A 25,366-nucleotide genomic window follows, 5' to 3' on the forward strand; every position below is an offset into this window, starting at 1 on the left:
TTTCATATAATATTTAAGCTATCAAAGACTTTGAAAATAATGATAATCAAAAAGAGGCAGAGGAGTGTGACTGAAAATCACATTCTCTTCCTTTCGATCACATGATTATCATTTTCACTAAGCTTAATTTGAGTATTTTAACTCATTGACAAAAGACGCTTTTAATTAAAAAATCACGAATGCACTTGTAGAGACGTTGTATTGCAACATCTCTACATACTAGTAAATTCCACTAATAACCTTAACTAAGCGGTAAGGAATAACAGTTACAGAGAGTTCTTGCCTAAGTGATAGCAAAGTTTAAGGGAATTTAGCGTGATTTTATTCAACGACTGTTACTGAAGCCCCTTCGTTTGATGGAGGGATACCGGGTAATTCAAGACAGTATCCAGCACCATACACTGTCTTGATATAGCGGGGATGGCGAGGATCTGGTTCTAGCTTGGTTCTCAAGTGGCGAATATGGACTCGAATCGTTTCTATGTCATCATCAGGATCGTAGCCCCAAACTTCTCTGAGGATTTCGCTGGGAGAAACTGTTTGACCGTGGCGTTGCAGCAAGCAGTGAAGTAGCTCAAATTCCAAGTGAGTCAATTTCACCGTCTCATTGAACCATATTGCCTCAAATCTTTCGGGAACCAGGGTTAATGAGCCATAGTTGAGAATCTCACTGTGCTTTGCGGCTTGGGGAATCCGGTCAGTACGCCGCAAAAGTGCCCGCACCCGCGCCAGCAGTTCTTCAACTTCAAAAGGTTTGGTGAGGTAGTCATCTGCGCCAGCATTGAAGCCTTCCACCTTATCCTGAGTTTGGCTCAAAGCCGTCAACATTAACACGGGAATCTCAGAGGTGCGATCGTCTCGGCGCAGGCGTTGGCAAACAGTAAACCCATCTACTCTGGGCAACATTAAATCGAGCATGATCAAGTCTGGTTGTAGCTGGAGAGCCAGCGCTTGACCTTTGATGCCGTCTTCAGCTTGACTAACATCGTAGCCAGCCATTTCCAAGTTGACGGCAACTAGTTCTGAAATCGCTGGGTCATCGTCTATGACAAGAATCCTCGGCATTCTTAAAAAATTATTACTACTTATTAAGGATAATTAACAACCTTTGATAGATACAAAGATTTTTGAATCGATTATGAAAAAGGTTTTAAATCTTACATAAATATTAAGATTAAATGACTGTGAAATCAAGACTCAATTACACGAAATCTTATAGTCTATGATGTGTTATACTCCCCCTTACAATCCGTCTTGGTTTTTACAAAACGGTGTGACGATGACTGTATACACCGCTTTGTGGGGAAAACGCTACTGGGAAATTACTGTTCAAGACCCAGAACCGTCTTATCACGAAAAAATCTTCATTGGTGGCCAAGGTGTGCCAATTTTTGGCTTGGTTGCTATCCCGGAAAATGCTCATAGCACGATTATCGGGACTTATGGCATTACTGGAGAGTTAAAAACAGAATGGTTTTTAAGGGTGCTAGGACGTAAAGCCTACGCTCAAGGCTATGCTGTGGTGTTATTTGATTGGCGGGCCCACGGCAAAACTGCCAAATTATCCCCGACTCTGACTTCTGATGGTTTGTATGAGGGGGAAGATTTTGTTCGCATCGCCGCCGCTGCTAAGGCAATGGGATGTCCGGGGAAATTTTGGTTTACAGGGTATTCTTTAGGAGGGCAATTGGCGCTATGGGCGGTGAAGGTGGCTGGTGAGGTGATTAGGGAGCATGGAGATTTAGGATTAGAAGATAGCGATATTGGCGGTGGTATGGTGATTTGCCCTAGTTTGGATTCGGAGCGATCGCTATCTTATCTGGTTACAAAGCCCTTCGGCAGATATTTGGAAGCAGGGATTGCCCAAAATTTAAAAAAACTAGCGTGGCGAATTTATGATGCTCATCCTGGAAGCCTTAATCCAGAAGCGATTGAACGGGCGAACAGCATTTGGGGTTTTGATAATGAACTGGTAATTAAGCAACTAGGTTTTCCTTCTGTAGAAGCATATTACCAAGCTAGTAGTGCTTTACAAGTATTGCCGCAAATCTCGAAACCGACTTTGATTCTATATGCTGCTGATGACCCACTTTTTGACCCAGCGATTATACCGGAATTAGAAGAAGCTTGCGATCGCAATCCTGTAATAGATTTGTTACTCACTGAATACGGCGGCCATGTTGGCTATTTGAGTAGTAAAGAGTGCCAACGTCAAGTACAAGATTCTGATCTTTGGTGGGCATGGAATCGGGTTTTACAATGGTTAGAGCAACAACGAACAGAGTAATAGGCGAGAAAATATTCTAGTTGCTAGGATACTCGACGGATGTAGTCGTATTGCTTGGAAGCCCAAATATAGAGAGGATGGCATTGACCCAGAAGCTACCACAATATTATTGGTAAACCAGCAATAACAGAAGCAATACCTGTCCAGAGAGTAAAGCGCTCAATATCTAACTCATCCAAAGCAACACTCATTTGCCTAATTGCTAATAGCAGTGCTGCTAGTAGCAGTATAAAGAAGGCAAAGTACTCCAAATTAATAATCATTCATCCTCACTATGTTCTACAAAAAAGTAGTTGTAATAGGTTTTTAACAAGCTTTGGCAAGGTTTTTTTGTTCCAGATTTAACACTTTCTGAGAAAAACTATTTACTACTGAAGAGATATCTACTTCAGAGCACTTGCAGACATTGGTCGTAGTTCCTTTGAGTAATGCTGTAATAGCTAATGTTGTAGCCAAAATAAAATTTGCGATTCTCTGTCAAAGGTTTTAAAGCATTCTCTCTCAGGAGATTTAACGTGGAGTTGAGGAGCGTACATCTAGAGCAATAAATTATAATATTTAGCGGGCAGAAGCAATTGCGGCTACCTGTATTTATGTTTACAGGTAGACTTAATCTCTAACAAAACCTATGGCAGATTCTAGGAAAAACACACGCAGTTGTATATAGTAGTGCTAAAGCGTCAAACCAGATCCACCCATAATAATTGTCGTAATTAAAGAAACTATTAGAGTACAATTCCCTTGACTTTTTGACTCAATGACCGCTTCTAATGATATTTGGCTACCTGCACCGACGGATTTAACTTTGCTACCGGATGAGATTCATGTCTGGCGCATAGACCTTGAGCAACCAGAAACACAACTGCAAGGTTTAGCAGCGACTCTTTCCAGTGACGAAACTGCTCGTGCTGAACGGTTCTATTTTCAGGAACATCGACAGCGTTTCATTGCTGGTCGTGGTATTCTGCGAACTATATTAGGTAACTATTTGGGTATCCAGCCCTTACAAGTGGAGTTTAATTATCAACAGCGCGGCAAACCAGTATTAGCAGATAGATTTGCCGATAGTGGACTGGCGTTTAACTTGTCTCATTCCCAAGGGTTGGGTTTGTGTGCGGTGAATTGTACCTGCCAAATTGGTGTAGACCTAGAATATATTCGCCCGATGTCTGATCTGGAAGCTCTTGCCAAACGGTTCTTTTTAGCGAGAGAATATGAAATGTTGCGATCGCTATCTCACAACCAACAGCAAGAGGTATTTTTCCGTTACTGGACTTGTAAGGAAGCTTATTTAAAGGCAACTGGAGACGGACTATCCCAGTTAGAGCAAATCGAAGTATCGCTGACTCTCACAGAACCAGCCAAGTTACAGATAACTGAAGACTGGAGTCTTTTTGAACTAGTACCTGCTAACAATTATGTTGCTGCTGTTGCGGTAGAGAATTTTGGCTGGATTTTAAAGTGTTGGCAGTATTAATGTTAGTCATTTGTCATTTGTCATTAGTTTTTCTTCCCAATGCCCCATGCCCAATGCCCCTACTTATCTTCCTGCATATTTCTGACAATTTTTGTCACCAGCTTTCTAGGTACAAATCTGACGCTTTTTGCAAGTAGTTTATTGATAAAACCAGGAATAACAATGGTTTTGCCCTTCATTAAGGCGTGAAAACCAATTTCGGCTACTGTTCGTGCATCCATCATCTTCTTACCCTTGAGCAACTTAGAGTCAGCCATCCCAGTTCTTTCATGAAAGGCTGATGCGGTTGAGCCTGGGCAAAGAACTGTCACAGTGACACCAGTACCTTCTAATTCATTAGCGATCGCTTCTGAAAAAGATAAGATATAAGCTTTAGTAGCAAAATAAACCGCCATCAAAGGCCCTGGTTGAAAGGCAGCAGCTGAGGCGACGTTTAAGATTTTACCTTCACCTTGCTTTACCATGTGCTTCACGAATAGCTTGGTTAAATGGGTAAGACACACCAAATTTACCTGTAGCATTTCCAATTCCGTTGCTAGGTCAGTTTCGTGAAATAATCCATAAATCCCAAATCCGGCATTATTTACCAGGACATCAACATTTATATCGGCTTTTTGCAACTCTGTAAAAATTTCTTCAGGAGCCGTTGATATAGATAAATCCTTAACAATAGGTTTGACAAAAATTCCAAATTCTTCTTGGAATTTAACAGCAATTTCTACTAGCTTTGGCCCATTTCTGTCTACTAAGACCAGATTATAATCATGAGCAGCAAAAATACACGCTAATTCGTAGCCAATTCCACCAGCTGACCCAGTAATAAGAGCAGTTTGTCTGCTCTGTCCTTGATGTGTTGTGTTCATGTAAGAATGTTGGTGAATTCAATTTGATGAAGCTGCGTTGCATTTACAGTCGTTCTCGTTCTACAATTAAGTATGCGTAATATCTCAACTGACGAGAAATGTCTTGAGTTATTACCCTTTCAAATGCTTGTGTGATGCCTTGGATATATGTAGCAGTCCAAACGCAAATTTAGGATTTATGCATCGAATAAGTTGGGCATTAAAAAAGTTCAGTTATTTCAAACTCCTAGCGCTGGCTTTTAATTACTGACAAAAGCCAGCAGTTAGAATCAAACTTTCATACCCGATACTAACCATTCTATCCTCAATTACTTCTGTCAAGAGGTGAATACTAAAAATTTACATGATTGAGCATAAAAAAACAGGGCAATTATATTGCCTCTGTTAGTCTATGAGTTGTTCCTGGCATCTAAAAGATTGGCTATTCAGTAGTACTGAGTTTTAAAAAACATCGACTAAATAAAATTATTTTGTAGGGGAGCCAGTGCGTTGCGGTGAATCCAGCGCTGTAGGCGACTGGTGTTAGCGTAGCGGTAGCGACGTAGGAGCGTCACCCAAAGGGAGGTTCCCGACGCTCGATAGCGTAGCAGTAGCGAGTACTCAAGCGTCCGTAGGAGCGTCTGACTTGCTAACGCTGCGCTATCCGTTGTCGCAACTGGCGTTGTGTTACGGCTTCTGTAACGCACCGAAAATATCTGGGACGGTGCGTTAAGTTGCTAACATATCCTACGCAACTTTTGAGTTTCTAAGCGATATTTAAGAAACCGCTTTGAATCAAGTAGGCGGTATAAGTCATAAACAATTGAGAGTCAATCGGGGGACAAACAATAGAACTACCTGCTAGTGCATTGAGAGTATCTTGGCAGCTAATATGGGGTCTTCTAGCTTGCAAGTACAAATCAGGAATAGTCAGTTGTTCATCAGACCAACGTTCCAGTAAAAAGGGTCGCAGAGTATACAAAGGATTGTCTACAGAAGACACATTATTGATTAACTCTGATTGCCATTTTTCGTAAGAAATCATCTCAACTGAATAACCAAAAGAGCGTATCCACTCAACTAGCATTTTCAAAGCAGCAGGTTGGGGATGTTGTAAATTGAAAGCTTTGCCTATCGATTCTTTTTGCCGTGATAAATAAACAATGGCTTTACTTACATAGTCCACAGGAGACATATCTAACATATAATCTACATCCGGGAAACTTCCCATTTGTAGACAGCCCTTGGTCATCAAATTGATAAAGTCATGTGTGTTACAAATGCCTGTTTTGCTATCACCAGAAATCAGTGGTGGTCTGTGAATAGTTATAGGAAGTCCACGATCATGAGCAATTTTAACTAACTTTTCAGCTACCCATTTAGTTTGTGAGTAACCAAGATAAATACCTTCCCAATGATTGAATTCATCCTGTTCTTTAACAACCTTGCCAGCATAAGCAGTGGATTCAAAAACAGCAACACTAGAAACATAATGTACAGGCTTGACTTTAATTTGACAAGCCAATCTCAAAACTTCTTGAGTACCTAAAACATTAGCTGCTTTCAGTGCGGAGTATGGAAAAACATAATTCAACAAAGCACCACTATGATAGATGGTATCAATATTAGCAGCTAAAATTTGAAACTGTTCAGAGCCAACACCTAACAAGGGCTGAGATAAATCACCGACAATCGGAATAATTCTTGAGTTAAATTCTTCTTGCCAAATTGCATATTGTTGCAGATTTTTTTGGAGTTTGCTTTTGCCTTCTTCAGGATTAGCAGCACGCACTAAGCAATAGATATCCGCATTGGTTTCTTGTAGCAATTCCCGGATGACAAAAGCTCCTAAAAAGCCTGTTCCTCCAGTTAAAAAGATATTCTTGGGTTCACCCAAAGGCAGATTAGATGCAGCACCGGGGTGGATGGTAGGGTCAAGAACAGCCTCAGCAGCTAAATCTAGAACAGCGGGAGCAGCGTTGGCATTAGAAGCTGTCACCCCTGTATCTTGAACTGGTGAACCATCTTGCACTTCTTCAGCTAAACGCTGTGAAAGAGCTTCAATATTTGGGTAATGCCACAGCAGCAATGGAGATGGTTGAAATCCGAGCAACTTTTCTAAGTTACTTACTAGAATCATTGCTTGGGCTGAATCCAACCCATAATTTTCTAAATGTTCTTTGACATCTATTTCATCAGTTGCTACTCCTAGCAATTTAGCTAAATTAGATACCAAAAATGTTTCAATATCGTCTGCTGTGAAAGACTGTTTTATAGTCATTTTTAAATCTCCAACAATGATGTAGAACGAACAGGGTGATACTGACTGTAATAATCGGAAGCTTGCAATCCTTGAATTTTCAAATTTTGGACACGATACAAAAAGGCTGCACCAGTCATAATTTGATTAGCAACATCAACTACCTGACGATTATTTGATTCAGACAGGTAGGAACCGCGTACCCAGTCATTGAAACCGCCCATTGCCGGGCCACACCAAATTTGATAATCGACTTCTCTACCTTTTTCACCAGAACTAGACCAGCGAGAAGATAATCCTAGATACCAGCGGAAAATCAACGCCATTTTCAGTTTAGGATTATTGACTGCTTTCCCAAGTTTCTCAGGATTCTTTTGGGACAAATAAGCCGCAGTTCCTTCCCATACTTCAGCAATAGTTTTGCGAAAAACTTGTTTTTCTAATTTCTCTCTTTCTGCCAAAGGAATCTCTTCAATGGAATTATAAGCGCGATAGAGTTCAAATAATTTCTGCGCTCGCATGGGGAACATCGTACCCCGTTTGAGAACTTGCAATTTGACTCCCATTTCAAACATATCTGCTGCTGGGGCCATAATCATATCAGCCATTTCAGCTTGGGCTAGTAACTTTTTGGTATGTTCACAAGCCCCAGATTCAACGCATGACTGATTAATGGAACCGGTCATTATATAAGCAGCACCCATCATAAAGGCTGCTAATGCTGATTGTGGTGTGCCAATTCCCCCTGCAACGCCGATTCTAATCGGTGTTTGGTAATGATATTGTGCTTGAATTTCATCTCGCAAGGCAATAATAGAAGGTAACACACAAACCAGAGGACGATTATCTGTATGACCTCCAGAATCAGCCTCAACGGTAATATCATCAGCCATTGGAACTTTGGCTGCAAGGGTTGCTTGTAACTCAGTAATTAACCCTTGTTCCAGGAGTTCTTTGATTATTCTGGCCGGTGCTGGTTGCAGAAATTTAGTAGCAACTTCTCGGCGAGAAATTTTGGCAATGATTTTATTTTTGATTTCAATTTGATTGGCGCTATTCAATCCCAATCCAGCAACACGGTAATAAACAATGTTGGGGGTCAAGTCGAGAAATGCAGATGCTTCTACTGTTCTCACTTGATATTTGAGGTATAAATCCACAGCTCGCCGTTCAATTGCAGGTTCATTGGGACTGTGAATTAAATTAAATGCATAAGGCCCTTGAGGTAAAGCTTGTTGAATGCGATTTATGGCTACTTCTAAACGTTCTGGAATTAAACCACCTGCACCAAAGGAACTCAAAATTTGCTCTTTTCCGAGTGCAATCACCATTTCTTCAGAAGCTATTCCGCCAGCCATTGCGCCGGTGACGTAGGCATATTTCACTCCATAAGAGGAGAGAAAATTGGGATCTCCAAATTGTTGAATGCGGATTGGTGCTGCAAATGTAAGTAGTTCTACTTGTGCTGTTGTGCCATTATCACCAGGGGATAAATACCCCTCATTTGTGACACCGATTTTTCCGGCAACTTTCACGATGTAGCAGGGTTTATTTAACACCATCAATTTATCTTTGATGGTTTGTTTCTCGAAAGATACAGTTTCTAAAGAACCTTTCCAAACCTGGTTTTTGTTATAAGACCAGGAAGAGAAATTAAGGCCATTATCGTGTTTACTTAGTACCGTATCTACGGTTGTCACGGCAGTTATCCCTCGGATTACAATTATTAAATAAGGGGAGTGGGGAATAGGGAGTGGGGAAGAAATATTTTTCTTTTACCAGTTCACCTTTCCCCTTACCCAAGGTCATTGATGGTTGAAGTATGTAGACTTATGTCAAGATTCGTCGTTAAGCAAATTTTGGGCGCAAGCTAGTTGCAATTGAATTATTTCGCTCATTTGCTGACTGTAATCTTGTCTAGCTTGCAAGAAGGCAGTGTGTGCTTTAGTTATCTTTGAATTATTAGCATTGAGCTTTTGATACTGAGTCTTATTTAAATCGAACATGCTGATGATGCTACTAATTTTTTGAGTGATGATAGGTGGCGAAGAAAGAGAAATTTGCTGCCCAATTGCGCTTGACTCAGAAGATTGTAATTGTTCTCTCGGTTCAAAAACGTTATCAATGATATTTTTCGCTTTTACTTCTTCTGGCTGAGGCAATATGTTAGGGGAGTAATTCTCTTCTTGGGTTATTTGGTTGGAAGTGTTAAGAAAATCTGTGATTTCAGATTGTTGAACATCAGGTATATTTAGATGCTGTATTTTGAAGCGATCGCTCCTAATATCTCCAGCAAAATCTTCAACAAGTTTACGATTTTCGTCGCTTAAAATTGTAGCAGCGATCGCTTTTCCACCCAAGGTAACTGTTCTCAATGTTGCTTTATTTGAATTAGCAGTGTCTTGGGCTTTGCTGTACAACGGTGACAAATCCACGTTCACCTGATGACTAAGTAGTTTTGCTAATGCTTTGACCATTGAAGCATGATCATCCATCCCTCTACGATTCAGAGATACTGTGATGTGTTCTTTGTTGCCGAGAATTTTATCAATCCATCGTGAACAGACACTACCTGCGCCCGCTTCTAAAAATATTCGGACACCATCACCGTAGACACGGTTAACTAATTGCGGAAAATCAAGTTCTTGGCACAATCCTTTGGCGATGTTGTGAGCAATGGCGTCGCTTTCAAGTGCGATCGGTTGATAATCGGCGGCAGAATAAAATACAATACCAGGAAGAGTTTGCGATGGTAAGGTGTTTACCTTCTTAATTTCTTCGTACTGCGATCGCATCGCTTCACAATGGATCACATGGTCGAAGGGAGCGGGGAAAGAATTGCAACCTAGAGTTTGAATCAATCGCTTACAGGCTGCATCTTCACCAGCAATTAATACTTCTTCTGGTGTGTTGATTTGAGTTAAATAGACGCGATTCTCATGTTTGAGGCATTCTCTAACTTGCGATGGAGTAGCCATGAGAACATAAGTATTCCAAAAATTGTTGTTTGGTGAATCTGTTAATCCCCAATATTCACGCACAGCATTTTTTGGCCCAGATAACTTATCGCCAAATAGAGGTGATGAGTTTAAGGTGTTACTTCCACCCTCAAAATCACTCCAAACTCCTTGGGCAACCATCATGCTAGTTTCACCTAAGCTATACCCAAATACACATTGCGGCTTGACTTGAAAATCATCTCGGAAAATTGCCGTCATGTATCTAGCAAAGGCAATTTCACTTTCAAACATTCCCAGTGAGTCATCTAATAATTGCTTTTCGAGAGTTTCTAGTTGCCTAGTTGTCAATTTAGGTAAACTTCTGGGATAAACCAACTTTTCTACATCGGCAGCCCGGTTATAGAGATTGTTACTTTTTAAATCCTCGAAGACTTTCGGAAATAACCGGAAGACGCTGCGACCAATACCGATATAAGAATTGACTGCTGCGGGGTAAACGTAAGCAACTGCTCCGGTTTTACCCAATGGTTTTGCTGTGAAATAACTTCCTAGTGGTGTTTGCCAATCTGTGCCGTTTTCAAAGGCATTATTTACACCTTTGCGGGCAGATTCAATTTCTTTGAGTAAATCTTTTTTGTTACGTCCTGTGATTGATAAGACGTATTTAGCCTCAGAATGCTGTTCAAAATTAGCAAATGTCTCGCTGGCGGTAGCTGATAAAGAAGAACTAGCTTCAATGGATTTTTGGAGATGGTTAAGTAAATCTGGTATGGTGGAGCGATCGCTAACTGCAATCGGGAACAGATGAAAAGGCATTTGTTGCAAATATCTGTTGTCGCGCTCCTCTTGGCTAGGTTCCTCCGATAAGATTAAATGGGCGTAACTGCCATCTATACCCATACTATTAATTGCTGCTATTCTGCGTGTGCCGCCTTTATCGACAAACCAAGGTCTTGATTCCATCGCTACATAGAAAGGACTACCTTCCCATACTTGCGGTGTTTTGACACCAGACCATTTGGGTGTGGCGGGAATATACCTGTAATAAAGACACAGAGCAGTTTTGATTAAGCTAGCAATTCCCGATGCTGTATAGGTGTGGCCGATATTGGCTTTGACGCTGCCCAATGCACAATGCAAACCATTGCCCACTTTCGGATAAGCTTGCAGTAAACCTGTGATTTCGGCTTCATCCTCCTGGGGAACGCCACTACCGAAGACTTCTACATAGTTAACCTCTGTAGGTTGAATCTCTGCCATCTGGAAAGCTTGTTTGCAGACATTGCTGATGGCTGAAGCATCAGGTTTTACCAAAGCATTACTTATGGTAGAATTACCTTGTGCGAAACTCATGGCATCAATTACTGCATAGATGCGTTCATTGTCTTCTTTAGCAGTTTCGTAACGTTTGAGGACAACTGCACCAGCACCTTCGCCAACCGTCCAGCCATTAGCTTGTTGGTCATAACCCAACGTATTGACACCCGTATTAATTGGTGCAAATTGGCTGCGGAACAAGACATTTTCCACACCACCGGCTAAATCCACTGCACCCACAACCACCGCATCAACTTCTCCCGTAGCGAGTAGCATTTGTGCAACTTCCAACGCCTTGAGGGCAGAATTTTCGCCAGCCGTCATGGTGAATGCAGGACCAGTAAAATTCCACAAAGCCGAAATTCGACTTGCCATGATGTTGGCGATGTGACTGACATATTCGCCGATTTCTACTGGTTGGTGAATGCTATCTTTGACGATGGTTTCTAGTTGGGAAAGCTGTTCATCAGGTAAAGAAATTCCTTGATTGAGTAAGCCATCCTTAACTTGCCAAGATAGATTCCATCTTTGCTGTAGCTGATGCACAGAAAACTCTGTCTCAGCAGCGATAATAACCGCCACATTGCCACCCTCCTGTAGTTTCGCATCTTTCACGGCGCGATCGGCAACCTTCAAGAGTAATAATTGTTGTGGGTTTAACTTCTCTATTTCATTCGGTGGGATTTTGGACGATAAAGTATCGATTTCAAAATCTTTGATGTATGCCCCTATTGGTGCTTTTCCATCTGTTAAACCGTACTCTTTCAGGACATTCTCTTGATTTTCTATACCATGCCATCTTTGAGGCGGTAGGGAAGTAAAATGCTGTGTTCCATCATAAATACTGCGTTCAAAAGCATCCAAGCCATTGCAATTACCAAAAAAGGCATCCATGCCGACGATGGCGACTTTTACAGGTGGAACAGGCGCAATTGAATCAACTGATTGTGCTGTATTTCCTTGTTCTAAAATCAGATGAGAATTAGTGCCGCCAAAACCAAAAGCACTGATGGCTACCCGTTTAATTGGTGCATTATTATTAGGCCATGCTGTAGCTGTTCTAACAATTTTATCAACGGAGATTGTACTATTTTCGGAAGGTAAAGGTTCAGTAACATTAATAGTTGGTGGAATTACGCCATGAGACATACTCAAAATCACTTTAGTCAAGCCAACCATGCCAGCAGCAGTTAGCAAATGACCAGTATTTGCCTTGACTGAACCTACTAGAGGTGCAGCATGATTTTTACCAAAAAATGTTTCTATAGAATTGACTTCAGTTGAATCTCCCAGTAATGTGCCAGTAACATGACACTCTAAATAATCGATAGATTTTGGATTAGTTTTTGCCTCATTATAGGCTCGCTCAAAAGCTAAGATTTGTCCTTTAGAATTAGGACTGAGTAAGTGTTTACCCTTGCCATCATTTGAAAGTCCATTACCGCAGATAGTGGCGATAATATGATCACCATCTCTGATGGCATCAGAATATCTTTTCAGCATCACCATCCCAACACCATCGGCGGGGATTAGTCCTCTTGAGGACTTATCTAAGGGGCGGCTGATGCCGTTTTCTGGATACCCTTGAACACCGGAAAATAACATCCGCACGAATAGGGGATCTGCACAACTTATCGCTCCAGCTAACATGACATCAGCTTTGTGTGACCATAAGTAATGAGATGCTACTTTAATAGCATAAAATGATGATGAACAAGCAGCATCCAGACAGAAATTAATCTGGGATAGAGATAGAGCTTGAGCAATTATAGATGCTGGTAAGCCAGATATCATGGCATTGTACAAAGATGCTTTAGTTGCAGTTGAGACAGCTAAATCAAAGTCTTCATACTGTAAAAGTTCTCTGACAGCAGGTGCGATCGCTTTCTGGTAAAGGGGAGAGAATAATTGATTAGATAACTTCGTAGGAAGCGAAAGATTACCTAAAATTACACCACATTTAGAGAGAACAGTTTGATTACCCCAATAACCACTATGCACAATTGCTTGTTTAGCAGCATACAACGACCATTTAAAGGTATTATCTAAACCAGCAACAAATTCTGATGGTAGATTGTATTCACCAGGGTCAAACTGAAAGTTACGGATGTATCCTCCCTGGAGAGAATAGGTTTTATCTGGTGTGCCTTTAACTGGATTGTGAAAGATTGTCGGATCTACTCCGATTTCTTCGACTGTTGCAGAGGATGTCGAATCTTTTTGATTAACAATATTCTGCCAGAATTCTTCGGGGTTTTTAGCATCGGGAAATAGACATGATAATCCGATGATCGCTATTTTTTCCACTAGTTATATCCTTAAGGTTTGGGTATTAGGCAAGAGATATTTAAAACGCAGGATTTACGCTGTTCCCCAAACTTTAAAAAGGCGGTTGCTGAAGAAATAGCTCACGTATGGGACAAAAGAGGCGCAGAGAGAAGAAGTTGAAGATTACTAGCTTCTGAGTGATTTCATCGACCAAATAATTGCGTGGGCACCGAGCATACGCGAATATATTTGTCCTTGACGGTCATGTATGATAAAGTCAGCGATCGCACTAGTTGCTGTTTTCGCTTTCACTTCACAAGAAACGTAAAAAGGTTTGTTATGTGGTGTAGCTGCAAACTGTTCATATTTTTCCACCTTACCAGGTAAACAACCTTCTTGATAAAAGTGCTGTGTCCAAATCCATAACCCGTGCATACTCAAGTCAATCGTATAAGGATTGATCCATTGCACTGGAAATTGTCCTTGTTGCTTGTCGCTGATTTCTTGCCAAAAACATTCTGTAGTGATTTTTTCAGGGCTAATGTTTAAGACTTTTTGGACTTCTTGAAAAGCAGGGCCATGAAATAATGTACTTCCTCCATTTTGGTAAAGGGCTTTTCCTGTAGCGGTGATGATATTATCCTGTTCAAGATTAATTGATTCATAAGGGTGGCAAATGGGGATTTCTTGCCGGAGATTGAGTTGAGCGCTAAAATGATAATGAATTTTTCCTTCTGGGTTTTTACTCCAGATTTTCGCTTTAACTTCGATGTTTTCAAAGCTAACCTTGGAAATTTCTTCTATTTCTAAAATATGTTCCTTTGCTAAAGATTCATTGAAAGTAATTCCCTTCAATATTTTAAAGTTTTTGTGATAGAACAATCTGTAACCTGGATAAAGTTGTTCACAGGCATTGATCATCCATGACATTGCACAAGTTGCTGGTAAAACTGGAGAACCAGCAATAGTATGATCCAGCAAAAAGGGATTAGCTGCTAGTGTCATTTGGCGACGAATATGATGGGTTCGCAGTTGAGAATCTAGTTCTGTCGCAACTGGAATCATTGTGCTACCAATCACAACTTGTGCAGTTGGATCAGTGGCGCTATTTATTTCTTGAACGAGCATTTGTGCTCCAACTGCAATCGGAATTATTTCAATTTTGCGCTCTTGAAAAACTTTCTTTAATTCCGGTGTCACCATACCACTATCCCAAGCTCCCCAATTAATCGCAACTACATGGCATGAGGGATAGTTTTGCTTGATTAGATGGGCTGATTTATTGAGAATTTCATTAGCGATCGCATAATCAGACTGTCCAATATTTCCATGAAATCCTGTTACAGAAGAAAACAAAACTAAATGCTGAAGTTGACTAGGGTTAATGCAAGTAAGTAGATTTTCTAATCCTTGCACTTTAGCGGTGTAAACTTTTTCAAAATCCTGTTCTGTTTTCTTTTCAATTAACTTATCGGCTAAATTCCCAGCCCCGTGGATGATTCCTGTTATTGGGCCCATACGTTGTACAGAAGTGGCAAGTTTTTCCTGTAAAGCCTGCGTATCTGTGACATCAACACTGATATATTCTGCTTTAGCTCCTGTTTTTTGAATTGCTGCTAAAGTCTTTTTAATTTCGCGGCTGGAGGTAATTTTGTTATATATCTTTTGCACGCTCATGGGTGTGGGCTTTTCTCCTTGGGAAAGAAGATTTTCCATGATGCGTTTTTTCAATGCTGATTCATCACAATCTTGAGCAAAATCTGGCTCGGTTTCTAAAAGTTCGGAGCGACCGAGAAGGATAAATTTGCAGGGTTGCTGTTGGGCTAATCTGATAGTACACTCAGCCGTAATCCCTTTTGCACCGCCGCTCACGACAAAGACAGATGATGGACTAAGCTGGGCTGTTTGGGTCATAAATCCTCGTAAATACCTGTATAAATTGGTTTTTTTGATATACGAACCGCAAAGGGCGCAAAGGACGCAAAGTAAGAGAAATAGGCAATATTCTTGTAGTAGCAAGGAAGTAAAAAACATCCTAGTAGCAGTCCTAAAAAATTGTGAAATTCTCTGTTTATTTCTTTTCTTTGCGCTCTTTGCGTCCTTTGCGGTTCGTTCAAAACAGGAATTTTCACAACTCAAATAAGACTGCTATATCAAAGAACTAATTAATCGGCGATAATGGTGACTCGTCCTTGTGAGCCGTAGCCAACTTCACTAATATAAAGATTGGGGTCGTGAAGCTCGGCAATGATGTTTTGTACTGACTGTTTAGCATCAAGTCTGGGACTGAGGTCGATCGCACGGGTAAATACCTTTGGCCATTCCCATCTCAGAGTTTTGGTTAATCCGAATAAGCCAGCGCCGATCGCCCCAAAGTTGACTTTGTACTCTAAGCCGAAGGCTCCATCGAGATGAGCAACTGTGCAAAAACAACTACGTCCATGATGCGCGGCTTCGTTTAGGGAAGGTTTGAGGTGTTTCGCCATCAAAAATACCTGTTTGACGATCGCCTTTTCTTGTTCGTTATAAGAAATACTCCCGGTGTGATTTCCTACAAACAGTGGATGGAGATGGATGAAGGCCCCAATCGCCCCGCAGTGAGATGCGATCGCTTGCAATTGTTGTTGGAGATGTTCTTCATTCAAGTTTGCTAAGGTAACGCGGGTTACTCCTGTGGGTAAGGGCGCTTGTTGGGCGATCAGCGATTGGGGGAAGCTGATAACTACTACTTTCCAGCCTTTCTCGATTAGGGATTCAGTTAATTTATAAGTGGTGAGGGAACCATCATCGGTAATTAAAGCGATGTGTCCCTCTGGTAACGTGAAATCCAAATAATCGGGCTGTGGTAGGCTTTTGAGTTTGACGGGATGGCGCTGGATATTATGCTCTAATTCTGGTGGCTGTTGTTGGACAAACTCAGGCTCAGATTTTTTTTTTTCGCCTCCAGCTAACTGCTGTAGGTAATCGACTATTTGACCGATGGTGCGGAGGTCTCCGAGTTCTTCGATATTCGGTTTGGGTAAGTTGGGGTACATTTCTTGCATCGCCCCTAAGATTTCTACCCGTTTGATGGAGTCAATCCCTAAGTCGGCTTCCATGTCCATTTCCAATTCCAGCATCTCGACTGGATAGCCGGTCTTATCACTGGTGATGGCTAACAGGGTTTCACCTAAGTTTGCAAATTCATCACTTGTAACGGCTTCTGGTTCTGGGGTGAATGCGACAACTAGGCTTGGTTCTGGTGAAGTTACTACCTCAACTACGCTTGTCTCAGGTGAAGTGACTACCTCAACTACAGGTGCAGTCTCTACTAGAATCTCGGTTGCTTGTTGTACTTCGTGAACTGCAATTTCTACAGTAATACTTTTAGAAGCGTGGGATTGCAGATACTCTACAACTTGACCGATGGTGCGTTTTTCTGCTAGTTCTTCTAAATTGGGCTTGGGTAAGTTGGGGTACATTTCTTGTAGCGCCCCTAAAATTTCTACCCGTTTGATGGAGTCAATCCCTAAGTCCGCCTCCATATCCATATCCATTTCCAGCATCTCTACTGGGTAGCCGGTCTTATCGCTGGTGATGGCTAAGAGGTTTTTATCCAAGTCAACAATATCGATGGTTGCGCCAGATACAGGTGCAGCAGTTGTGGATGCTGGTTCTGGGGTGAATGCAACAACTTCATTGACTGGGGGTGAGCTAATTTTGACTACAACCTCGGCTTGAGGTTCTACTACTGGGATAGGTGGCGCGACTACAGGCTCTACTGTCTCGACAGTGGGGAAGTGGGGAGTGGGAAGTGGGGAGTAGGAAGTTGCAACTACAGGCTCTACAGCAGGCGGCAGAGGTTCTTGGGTAACATTTAAGCCATTTTTAGCTATAGGCTCAGTTACAGGCAAAGGCTGGCTTTCTACTATCTTGGTAGTAGGAGGTACTGGTGCATCAGTAACAGTTGTTTCTATTGTGAACGGAGTGAAATTGCTCAGTTTCTCTGTTAGTTGGGTTGCTCCCTCACCAGAGATGATTTGAGAATACTCTTGCTGTATGAGTTGGAAAAAGTTTTTGGTATATTCCAACTGTTCTTGAAGATATTGCTCATGGATGCGTAGGGTTTCACCTTGTTGGGAGTGAAACTGCATCATGCTGCGCTCTAGGCTTTCCATGACAACTAGCTTCATTTTGGCAGTTTCGGCTGTTGATTTACTTTCACTCAACAAAGAATTCTGCTGCTGCATCAGTTGGAAAAATGCCTTAGCGTATTCCATTTGATGGTTGAGATAAGTACCGTGAACTTGTAAATTCTCGGCTTGATTTTCCTGGAACTGTGTCAGAAGGTATTCTAAACTTTCTAAAAGTTGTTGGTAATTTGTAAGTTTTTCTGGCGTTGGTTGCATCTTAGATTCCTGGGCTGGCTGTGAAAGGGTCACAGGATTCATTTGTTGCTCTGGTTGGGTGATGATATTAGAACTCACACCGTTGATTGTTGCGGTGGATTTTTTATGTCCGTTAGTCTCGATCGCAGCGAGAGTTGGAGTCACACCTGGGCTGCTAAATAAGGGAGCCGCATCAGGATATTCGGGGGTAGGTAATGTGACTTTATGCCCATCCTGCAAAGCTAGAGCGAAGGCATTTTTCGTTTTTTCGGATCTGTAGTTTATCCCGTTTAAACGGACATTTAATGTCTTCTTCGTCTCAATTGGGGGGATAGTTTGGGGAAGTTGGTAAGGATCGAGGTTATTCAAAGCCAAACCAATCACTCGCAATTGCACAACTGCTTCCCGCAAAGAGCGATCGCTATTCTTTTGGGTGCTGGGGTTCAAAGATACGGTAATATGTGGGCGATCGCCAAGGATATCTTTGACTAAGTTGGTGAGAATTTTCCTCGGCCCAAATTCCACAAAGCAAGTACCACCCGCCGCATAGATATTTTCAATTTCCTGTTTAAACAGCACTGAGTTGGAAAGGTGCGTTTCCAGGATTTTTTGAATACCTTGGGGTTCCTTGGGATACTGCTTACTGGTAACGTTGCTGTAAACAGGGATTTTGGGACTTTGGAACTTGACTGACTTGGTAGCGATCGCAAAGGATTTCTGAGCAAAGGCGATTAGCGGTGTATGGAAAGCTGCTGAAACAGGTAACAATACAGCTGTATATCCTTTCTCGTGTAAAGCCTCTCTAACTCTCACTATTTCTGCGGTGGGGCCAGCCAAAACAAATTGAGTCGGAGAATTTTGATTAGCGATCGCAACTTGGGGAAAATGTCTCAACACTACTTCGACTTTGCTGATGTCTTCTTTGACAGCCAGCATACTACCCGCATCATGATCCGGGTCTTCAGGAGCCGCCATTGCTTGACCCCTAGCTTTCACTAAAAACAAGTAATCTTCAGTACTCAAAACTCCCGCAGCCCACAAAGCTGTTAGTTCACCAAAGCTATGTCCCGCCACAAAATCTGACTTAAACCCAGCTTGTTGCAGGATGCTGTACATCCCTGCACTCAACACCCCGATGGCTGGTTGAGCATATTCTGTGCGTTGTAAGGCAGCAATTTGGACATTTTTTTCTGCCTCTCCAAACACAGGATGAGGAAAAACTATCTCTGAAAGCGGCTGCAAATTATCTTTGATTAACAGGCTATCCATATAACCATGAAGACGGCGCATCAAAGGGAAATTCATTACCAGTTCCCGGCCCATCTCCAAGTATTGCGAACCTTGACCAGAAAATAGAGAGACAACTTTTCCGCCCAACTCCATACCAGAGGAACGGTAATAAATCCCTTGGGGATGTTCCCAAGATGCTGCTGACCCTTTGAGTTTCAGCCAGTCAATGCTAGTTTGCAAGAACTTGCAAGCTTCTTCCAGATTCTCGGCTACGAACCCAAACCTGGGAGCAGAGAGGGGAATCTGTGGTGATTTGCATTCCTTGACTAATTGTGCATAGTGTGTAGATGCATCTGGCGATCGCAACTTACCTAAAATCTCTTCCGATTTGCTCAACAATTGCTCTACTGTAGGAGCAAACAACAGCACTTCACTAGCACCACTGTGTAAGCGGTAAGCGTGGTTTTGGTCGGCTTCATATTCTTCCAAAACGACGTGATAGTTGGTTCCACCAAAACCAAAGGAACTTACACCTGCGCGTCTGGGTGCTTCCCCTTCTGGACGAATCCAAGGTCTGGTTTCGGTATTCAAATAAAAGGATGAATTTTTAATGTTGAGTTTGGGGTTCGGCTCGGTAATGTTAATTGTGGGCGGTAATACTTTGTGATGTAAAGCCAAAGCAGTTTTAATCAAACTCGCCGCACCCGCAGCCGCTTTTGTGTGTCCGATTTGTGATTTCACACTACCCAAAGCGATGTGCTGCTTTTTGTCATCATGTCCATCAAAGAAGTCTTTTAAAGAACCGAATTCTGTCGGATCTCCAGCCATTGTACCGGTACCATGTGCTTCCATCAAACCAACAGTGGCGGGAGAAAAGCCAGCATCTTCATAAGCACGTTCTAAGGCTTTAACTTGACCTTCTTTGCGGGGAGCATAAATGCTCTTGTAACGCCCATCACTGGAAGTACCAATACCTTTAATTACGGCATATATTTTATCATTGTCCCGTTCAGCATCTTCCAGGCGTTTAAGGACAATCATCCCGATACCTTCACCTAGCATCATCCCATCGGATTTAGCATCGAAAGGTTTGACACTCTCACTAGGAGAAACAGCCGGTGTTTTGCTGAAAGATATGAAAGCCATGATGGTGTTGTCAGTATCAACACCACCAGTCAACATCATGTCAGAACGATGCTCAATTAGTTCGCTAATTGCCATCTTTAAAGCACCGAAGGAACTAGCGCAAGCGGCATCAACTACGCAGTTCATCCCGCCAAAGTTGAGGCGATTGGCAATTCTACCTGCGACTACGTTAGCTAACATTCCAGGGAAAGCATTCTCATCCCATTTCACGTAGGCGCTTTTGATTTTATCGACGATTTTTTGCGTATCCTCGTCAGATAAACCACTGCTTTTAAGTGCTTTTTCCCAAATCGGATATTCCAACCTGGCAGAAAGTGGCATTCCTAACTGCTTGGCCATAGCCACGCCTAAGATTACCCCAACCATCTCGCGGTCAAACTCACGTTTTTCGCCATAACCTGCATCTTCCATCGCTTCTTTCGCAACCACTAAACTTAATAGTTGCGATACATCTGTGACTTCTAAAATGCTGGGTGGTATGCCGAATTCCATCGGGTTAAAATCTACCTCTGGAAGAAACCCACCTCTTTTACAATAGGTTTTATCTTCAGTAGTTCTGGGATTCGGATCGTAATAATCTTCAACACTCCAGTGAGTAGAAGGAACATCAGTAATACAGTCAATTTTGTTGACTATATTTTGCCAGTATTCCCGTAAGTTTCTGGCTTGAGGCAATAGAGAGGCCATTCCAACAATGGCTATAGGATTGTGTTGTAATTGTCTGTTAATTTTGTTGATTGACACTGATTTATCTGATTTATCTGACTTCATGTTTTTTTCCTCTATAGACCTCATTACAGCCTTTTCACAATTATTGATAAGGCTCTCTAACTCCGCTAAGGCAGTATCAATTGAATAAGCAGACATAGGGCATAGTTAGTACTGTGGATTGTGTAGCTACAGTAATTTCTGTTGCCTACTAAATAATCAAAATCTCTCGTCTTGTAAAGCAGCTAGCTATCCTATCTGTGCTAAATGCTTTTCTCCAAATCGACACTACACGACACATACTGCCCCGATAAAGCCTTAGATTTATAGGCGATTTTGGCACACTGCGATCGCGAAAAAATGTTATACAACGCTAGACTCTTGATATTGTGGCAATAGGTCGATGACGTTGTTAAAACTGGTAAAATAGTCTTGGAGTGTAATAGCTGCTTGACCAGTGAATTCAATCCATTTGTAATAGTAGAGATTTTGAGCAATGGTATCCTACTGGAGCGAGGAAAACTGAGGAGTAGCTAAGGAAACAGAAACTTTTTTTCACCCTAAACCGTTTGATTATCTAGCCTAAACACAGCAACATAGCTGGTGTTAATAACAACGTTCTGTATCTCAATCAATGTCATAGCTAGTTTCAACGTCCGGGATAATATATTTTATGGTATTTGACCCAGTAAAGTTGACAAGTTCGTTACAGAAAAGACACCGCCTTTAATCCGAGTTTATGCAAGTTGGAAAAGTAATTAAACGATCACAAGGTTATGACAAAGCAGTTATCTTTAGTTATTTTTAATTTAAAAATCTCAATGAAATAACTAGTTTGTCTTACCACTTTAAAGCATTGAATTAATAAAAAGACTAACATACTTTACAGAAACTAAATCATTCCTTTAAAGTTATTTTATAAATAACCACATACTCTTACTGATATCAATTTTGAATAAAATTCAGCATCAAAGTAGAATTCATGACTACATAAATATTTTCTTGATTAAGTTAACACTACAAATCTATTGTCTAGTAAGTAACAATTCAATGAATACATAGATAAGTTCAATAACCATAAGTATTATTGCTCAAAAAAACATCAGAATTGGGTCAAAGTTTTTGGTTATTTTTTAATATAAGTCAATTGAAGAAGCAAAGTAGTTATTTATAAAGCAAATATTAATTTTAAGTATGTTGCTTGATAAACATAATATGAGTTAAATGAATCTTCAGTAAAAAGTAAACTGAAGCAAAGCTCAGGTTTTGCATCTCATCTACCACTGACCTGCTCTGCAATCAATTACAGGACTAATAGCTTAAGTAGGAGTAATTGATGAATTGCCACTACTAGAAACCGCTATAGCGCTTCTCGTTTGCGTGAGTGCCCCTACACCCCGCGATATAATGTTGTACCGCATCTGAATGAGAACAGCTATATAAGAATGTCTTATATTACACAACCTTGATAATAATAATCTGTTAGTAATATCAAATCTGCTTAATAAATAACTATTTATCGGTATTCAATTGCTAGACAATAGATTAGTGAACGGTACATTTTTTCAGCACCTAATCCTACTGTGATGAAATAATTTTAGTGAGAGAATCAGGACTTATGCAAATTCAATTAGTTGACAATAATCAATTTTTAGTCCATACTTAATAACAAGTTTATCTAGGTTTTGATCTCATTTTCATTAGCGCTTCGTTGTTCTTAACAGTTAAGTTTTCTGACTAGCGCTATTGTATTTTACGCTACGGGATTAGATGACAAAATAGGATATAACTTAGGAAGCTTTGAAATAACACGCCATTAATTTTCACGCCACAATAGTAAGTTTGGGCGTTAAAAGCGTACAACAATTCATATAAAACCAATTTAGATCCATCCACTTAATTTAAGGTAGAAACGCTAGAGGAAAAGCCCTCTTGGTAATTTGCGGATGAGTCTATTCTAATCGACTAAATCTAACCAGGATATTCTCTAAAAAAGCAGAATTGGAATGAAAATATGGCAGTAAATAAAGAAAGTCGATTATTCACAAAACCCGTAGGCCGATCGCAAGTAATTTTAGCAGCTTCTCTCACTTTAGCGGCTGGATTAATCACTTTCTATAGCTTGGCACCCTATTGGTCTAAACCGAAAGTTGTGACATCGCCAGCGAATCCTCCCAAAGCTGCCACGCCTGCGAAAGTTGCTGTGACAGCCTTGGGACGTTTGGAGCCAGAAGGCGAAATTACTTCTTTGACTGCTCCTGCTTCTAATAATGGGGTACGAGTAGATAGACTGTTGGTGAAAGAAGGAGATGCAGTTAAAGCAGGGCAATTATTGGCCTATCTAGAAAATTATGGTCGTTCTAGAACCGCATTGCAACAGGCTTTAGACCAGCTGCAAGTTGCCAAAGCCAAATTAGCGCAGGTGAAATCTGGAGCTAAAACTGGAGATGTTGATGCTCAAAAGGCTGCGATCGCCCGTTTAGAGCCACAATATAAAGGGGACGTTGCTACCCAACAGGCGACAATTGACCGCATCCAGGCTGAAGTAGACAACGCTCAAGCTGAGAACGATCGCTATCAGCAATTATATAAACAAGGTGCGATCGCGGCTTCTGTAGCAGATACCAAAGCTTTGCAACTAAAGACTACACAACAGCAGTTAACAGAAGCTCAAGCCACTCTCAAGCGGACTCAAGACACATTCCAAGAACAACGCAAGCAAGCACAAGCGCAACTCACCAGTATTAGCGAAGTGCGTAGTGTAGATGTTCAAGTTGCACAAACCGAAGTCAACAGTGCAACAACTTCTGTTCAACAAGCAAAAGCCGACTTGGATTTAAGTTACATTAAATCTCCCATAAATGGCAAAATTTTGAAAATTCACGCCAAAACCGGAGAAGTAATCAGCACCAGCAGAGGATTTGCTGAAATAGGTAAGACATCTCAAATGTATGTGATTGCAGAGGTGTATCAAACCGATGTTCAAAAAGTGCGTGTAGGACAAAAAGCCACAATTACCAGCACTGCATTTACTGGAACAATAAAAGGAACTGTAAAAGAGATTGGTTGGCAAGTTGACAAGCAAAACATCTTTAGCCTAAACCCTGGTTCCGATACAGACCGCAGAATAGTTGAAGTGAAAATCTCCATCGATAATCCCGCAGATAGTCAAAAGGTCGCTCGTTTAACTAATTTACAAGTGGATGTCGCCATTCATATTTAGTTATAGGGCATAGGTCATTCACAAATGAAAAATGACAAATGACAAATAATAAATAAATCCATGATTTTCAAAATTCCTTTAGCATGGCTACAGCTAGCCCAGCAAAAAGTTCGTTTATTAGTAGCTGTAGCCGGAATTGGTTTTATTGTGCTGCTAATGTTTGTGCAACTTGGTTTTCAGGATGCCCTCTATTCCAGTGCAACCGCAGTCCATCAGAATCTTAAAGGAGATTTATTTTTAGTTAGTTCGCAATATAAATCTTTGACCTCAAATCAAAGTTTTTCACGGACTCGTTTGTACCAATCTCTGGGGTTTGATGGCGTAGAGTCAGTTAGCCCCATGTATTTGCAATTTGCCAAACTGAAAAATCCGGCAACTGGTGAGAAATATTCAATATACGTTATTGGTTTTGATCCGGGTAGACCTGTGATGAACATCCCAGAAGTTGAGAAAAATTTAGATAAACTCAAAACTCCTGATGTCATGCTTTTTGACCGGGGTTCTCGCCCAGAGTTTGGCCCAATAGCTGAAAAATTTAATGCGGGAGAGACTGCACAGACAATTGAAATATTTCCCTTCAATTCATTAATTGGTTATAGAGTTAGAATTGGTGGCTTATTCACATTAGGGCCTTCCTTTGGTGTAGACGGAAATTTACTTGTTAGTGACTCCACTTTCTTGAGGATAAATCCCAATACTCGTCCGGCAGATATGATAGATATTGGTTTGATTTCCCTCAAACCTGGTACTAATGCAGAAACAGTACTGAAAAATTTACAAGCAAGTTTGCCTAATGATGTCCAAGTTTTTACCCGCCAAGGCTTTATTGATTTTGAAAAAAAATATTGGGCTGTCAGAACACCCATTGGTTTTATTCTTAACTTGATGTTAACAATGGCTGCCGTTGTTGGTGTAGTTATTGTTTATCAAATTCTTTACAGCAATATTGCTACACAGTTCGTTGCTTACGCCACTTTAAAAGCCATAGGTTATGCCAATAGCTATTTACTAAATGTGGTATTTCAGCAAGCTTTGATTTTGGCAATCTTAGGTTATATCCCAGGATTTATTACTTCTGTTTTGTTATATAGTTTTGCCGCCGAAGCAACTAAACTACCAATACTTATGACTACTAATAATGCAGTGATTGTCTTAACTTCAACAGTTTTAATGTGTATCACATCAGGAGCGCTTGCTATCAATAAACTCCGCTCTGCAGATCCAGGAGACATTTTCTAACTGATTCCTGGCAGCAAAATGACTTGATTTTTTTGCCACGTT

General features: G+C 41.1%; 13 protein-coding genes and 1 pseudogene. 4 read left to right on the forward strand and 10 right to left on the reverse strand.

The genetic code is table 11. From position 1 onward, the window contains the following. Positions 1–321: 321 nt before the first annotated feature. Complete coding sequence (locus V7L12_RS20535; protein ID WP_104905330.1) at positions 322–1,065, reverse strand: response regulator transcription factor; 744 nt, start codon at positions 1,063–1,065, stop codon at positions 322–324. A 157-nt stretch (positions 1,066–1,222) separates the two neighbouring features. Here V7L12_RS20535 and V7L12_RS20540 point away from each other — a divergent pair, with 157 nt between their 5' ends. Then, positions 1,223–2,287 carry a YheT family hydrolase gene (locus V7L12_RS20540; RefSeq protein ID WP_335087020.1) on the forward strand — a complete coding sequence of 355 codons (1,065 nt, stop codon included), beginning with the start codon at positions 1,223–1,225 and terminating at the stop codon, positions 2,285–2,287. A 95-nt stretch (positions 2,288–2,382) separates the two neighbouring features. Here V7L12_RS20540 and V7L12_RS20545 read toward each other — a convergent pair whose 3' ends face one another. Continuing rightward, the gene (locus V7L12_RS20545; protein WP_199784761.1) at positions 2,383–2,550 is read right to left on the reverse strand and encodes a hypothetical protein; all 168 of its coding nucleotides are present in this window, start codon (positions 2,548–2,550) and stop codon (positions 2,383–2,385) included. A gap of 494 nt (positions 2,551–3,044) precedes the next feature. On the opposite strand from V7L12_RS20545, the gene hetI reads away from it, so the two are divergent. Then, entirely contained in the window at positions 3,045–3,764 is a 720-nt protein-coding gene (gene hetI, locus V7L12_RS20550; RefSeq protein WP_335087024.1) for a 4'-phosphopantetheinyl transferase HetI, read from the forward strand. A gap of 59 nt (positions 3,765–3,823) precedes the next feature. Here the strand turns inward: hetI and V7L12_RS20555 are convergent, their stop codons facing one another. The 8 genes and pseudogenes from V7L12_RS20555 to V7L12_RS20590 form a co-directional block, all read right to left on the reverse strand. Further along, complete coding sequence (locus V7L12_RS20555; RefSeq protein ID WP_335087026.1) at positions 3,824–4,627, reverse strand: SDR family NAD(P)-dependent oxidoreductase; 804 nt, start codon at positions 4,625–4,627, stop codon at positions 3,824–3,826. Between the two features lie 455 nt (positions 4,628–5,082). Next, complete coding sequence (locus V7L12_RS20560) at positions 5,083–5,313, reverse strand: hypothetical protein (protein WP_335087028.1); 231 nt, start codon at positions 5,311–5,313, stop codon at positions 5,083–5,085. 59 nt (positions 5,314–5,372) lie between these two features. Continuing rightward, entirely contained in the window at positions 5,373–6,887 is a 1,515-nt protein-coding gene (locus V7L12_RS20565) for a thioester reductase domain-containing protein (protein WP_335087030.1), read from the reverse strand. 2 nt (positions 6,888–6,889) lie between these two features. Then, positions 6,890–8,566 (reverse strand): PfaD family polyunsaturated fatty acid/polyketide biosynthesis protein, encoded by a 1,677-nt coding sequence (locus tag V7L12_RS20570; RefSeq protein ID WP_335087032.1) that lies wholly within the window; start codon positions 8,564–8,566, stop codon positions 6,890–6,892. A gap of 135 nt (positions 8,567–8,701) precedes the next feature. Then, the gene (locus V7L12_RS20575; RefSeq protein ID WP_335087034.1) at positions 8,702–13,450 is read right to left on the reverse strand and encodes a PfaB family protein; all 4,749 of its coding nucleotides are present in this window, start codon (positions 13,448–13,450) and stop codon (positions 8,702–8,704) included. Positions 13,451–13,597: 147 nt separating this feature from the next. Next, entirely contained in the window at positions 13,598–15,325 is a 1,728-nt protein-coding gene (locus V7L12_RS20580) for an SDR family NAD(P)-dependent oxidoreductase (RefSeq protein ID WP_335087036.1), read from the reverse strand. Positions 15,326–15,576: 251 nt separating this feature from the next. Further along, the gene (locus tag V7L12_RS20585; protein WP_335087038.1) at positions 15,577–21,021 is read right to left on the reverse strand and encodes a beta-ketoacyl synthase N-terminal-like domain-containing protein; all 5,445 of its coding nucleotides are present in this window, start codon (positions 21,019–21,021) and stop codon (positions 15,577–15,579) included. Between the two features lie 204 nt (positions 21,022–21,225). Next, positions 21,226–21,503 (reverse strand): annotated as a pseudogene (locus tag V7L12_RS20590) (hypothetical protein). Positions 21,504–22,876: 1,373 nt separating this feature from the next. On the opposite strand from V7L12_RS20590, the gene V7L12_RS20595 reads away from it, so the two are divergent. Together V7L12_RS20595 and devC are read left to right on the forward strand one after the other, a co-directional pair. Then, positions 22,877–24,085 (forward strand): ABC exporter membrane fusion protein, encoded by a 1,209-nt coding sequence (locus V7L12_RS20595; protein ID WP_335087040.1) that lies wholly within the window; start codon positions 22,877–22,879, stop codon positions 24,083–24,085. 60 nt (positions 24,086–24,145) lie between these two features. Beyond that, positions 24,146–25,324: an ABC transporter permease DevC gene (gene devC, locus V7L12_RS20600; RefSeq protein WP_335087042.1), complete on the forward strand. Its 1,179-nt coding sequence runs from the start codon at positions 24,146–24,148 to the stop codon at positions 25,322–25,324. The last annotated feature ends 42 nt before the right edge of the window (positions 25,325–25,366 follow it).

The organism is Nostoc sp. (assembly GCF_036918245.1).
Classification (GTDB): domain Bacteria; phylum Cyanobacteriota; class Cyanobacteriia; order Cyanobacteriales; family Nostocaceae; genus Nostoc.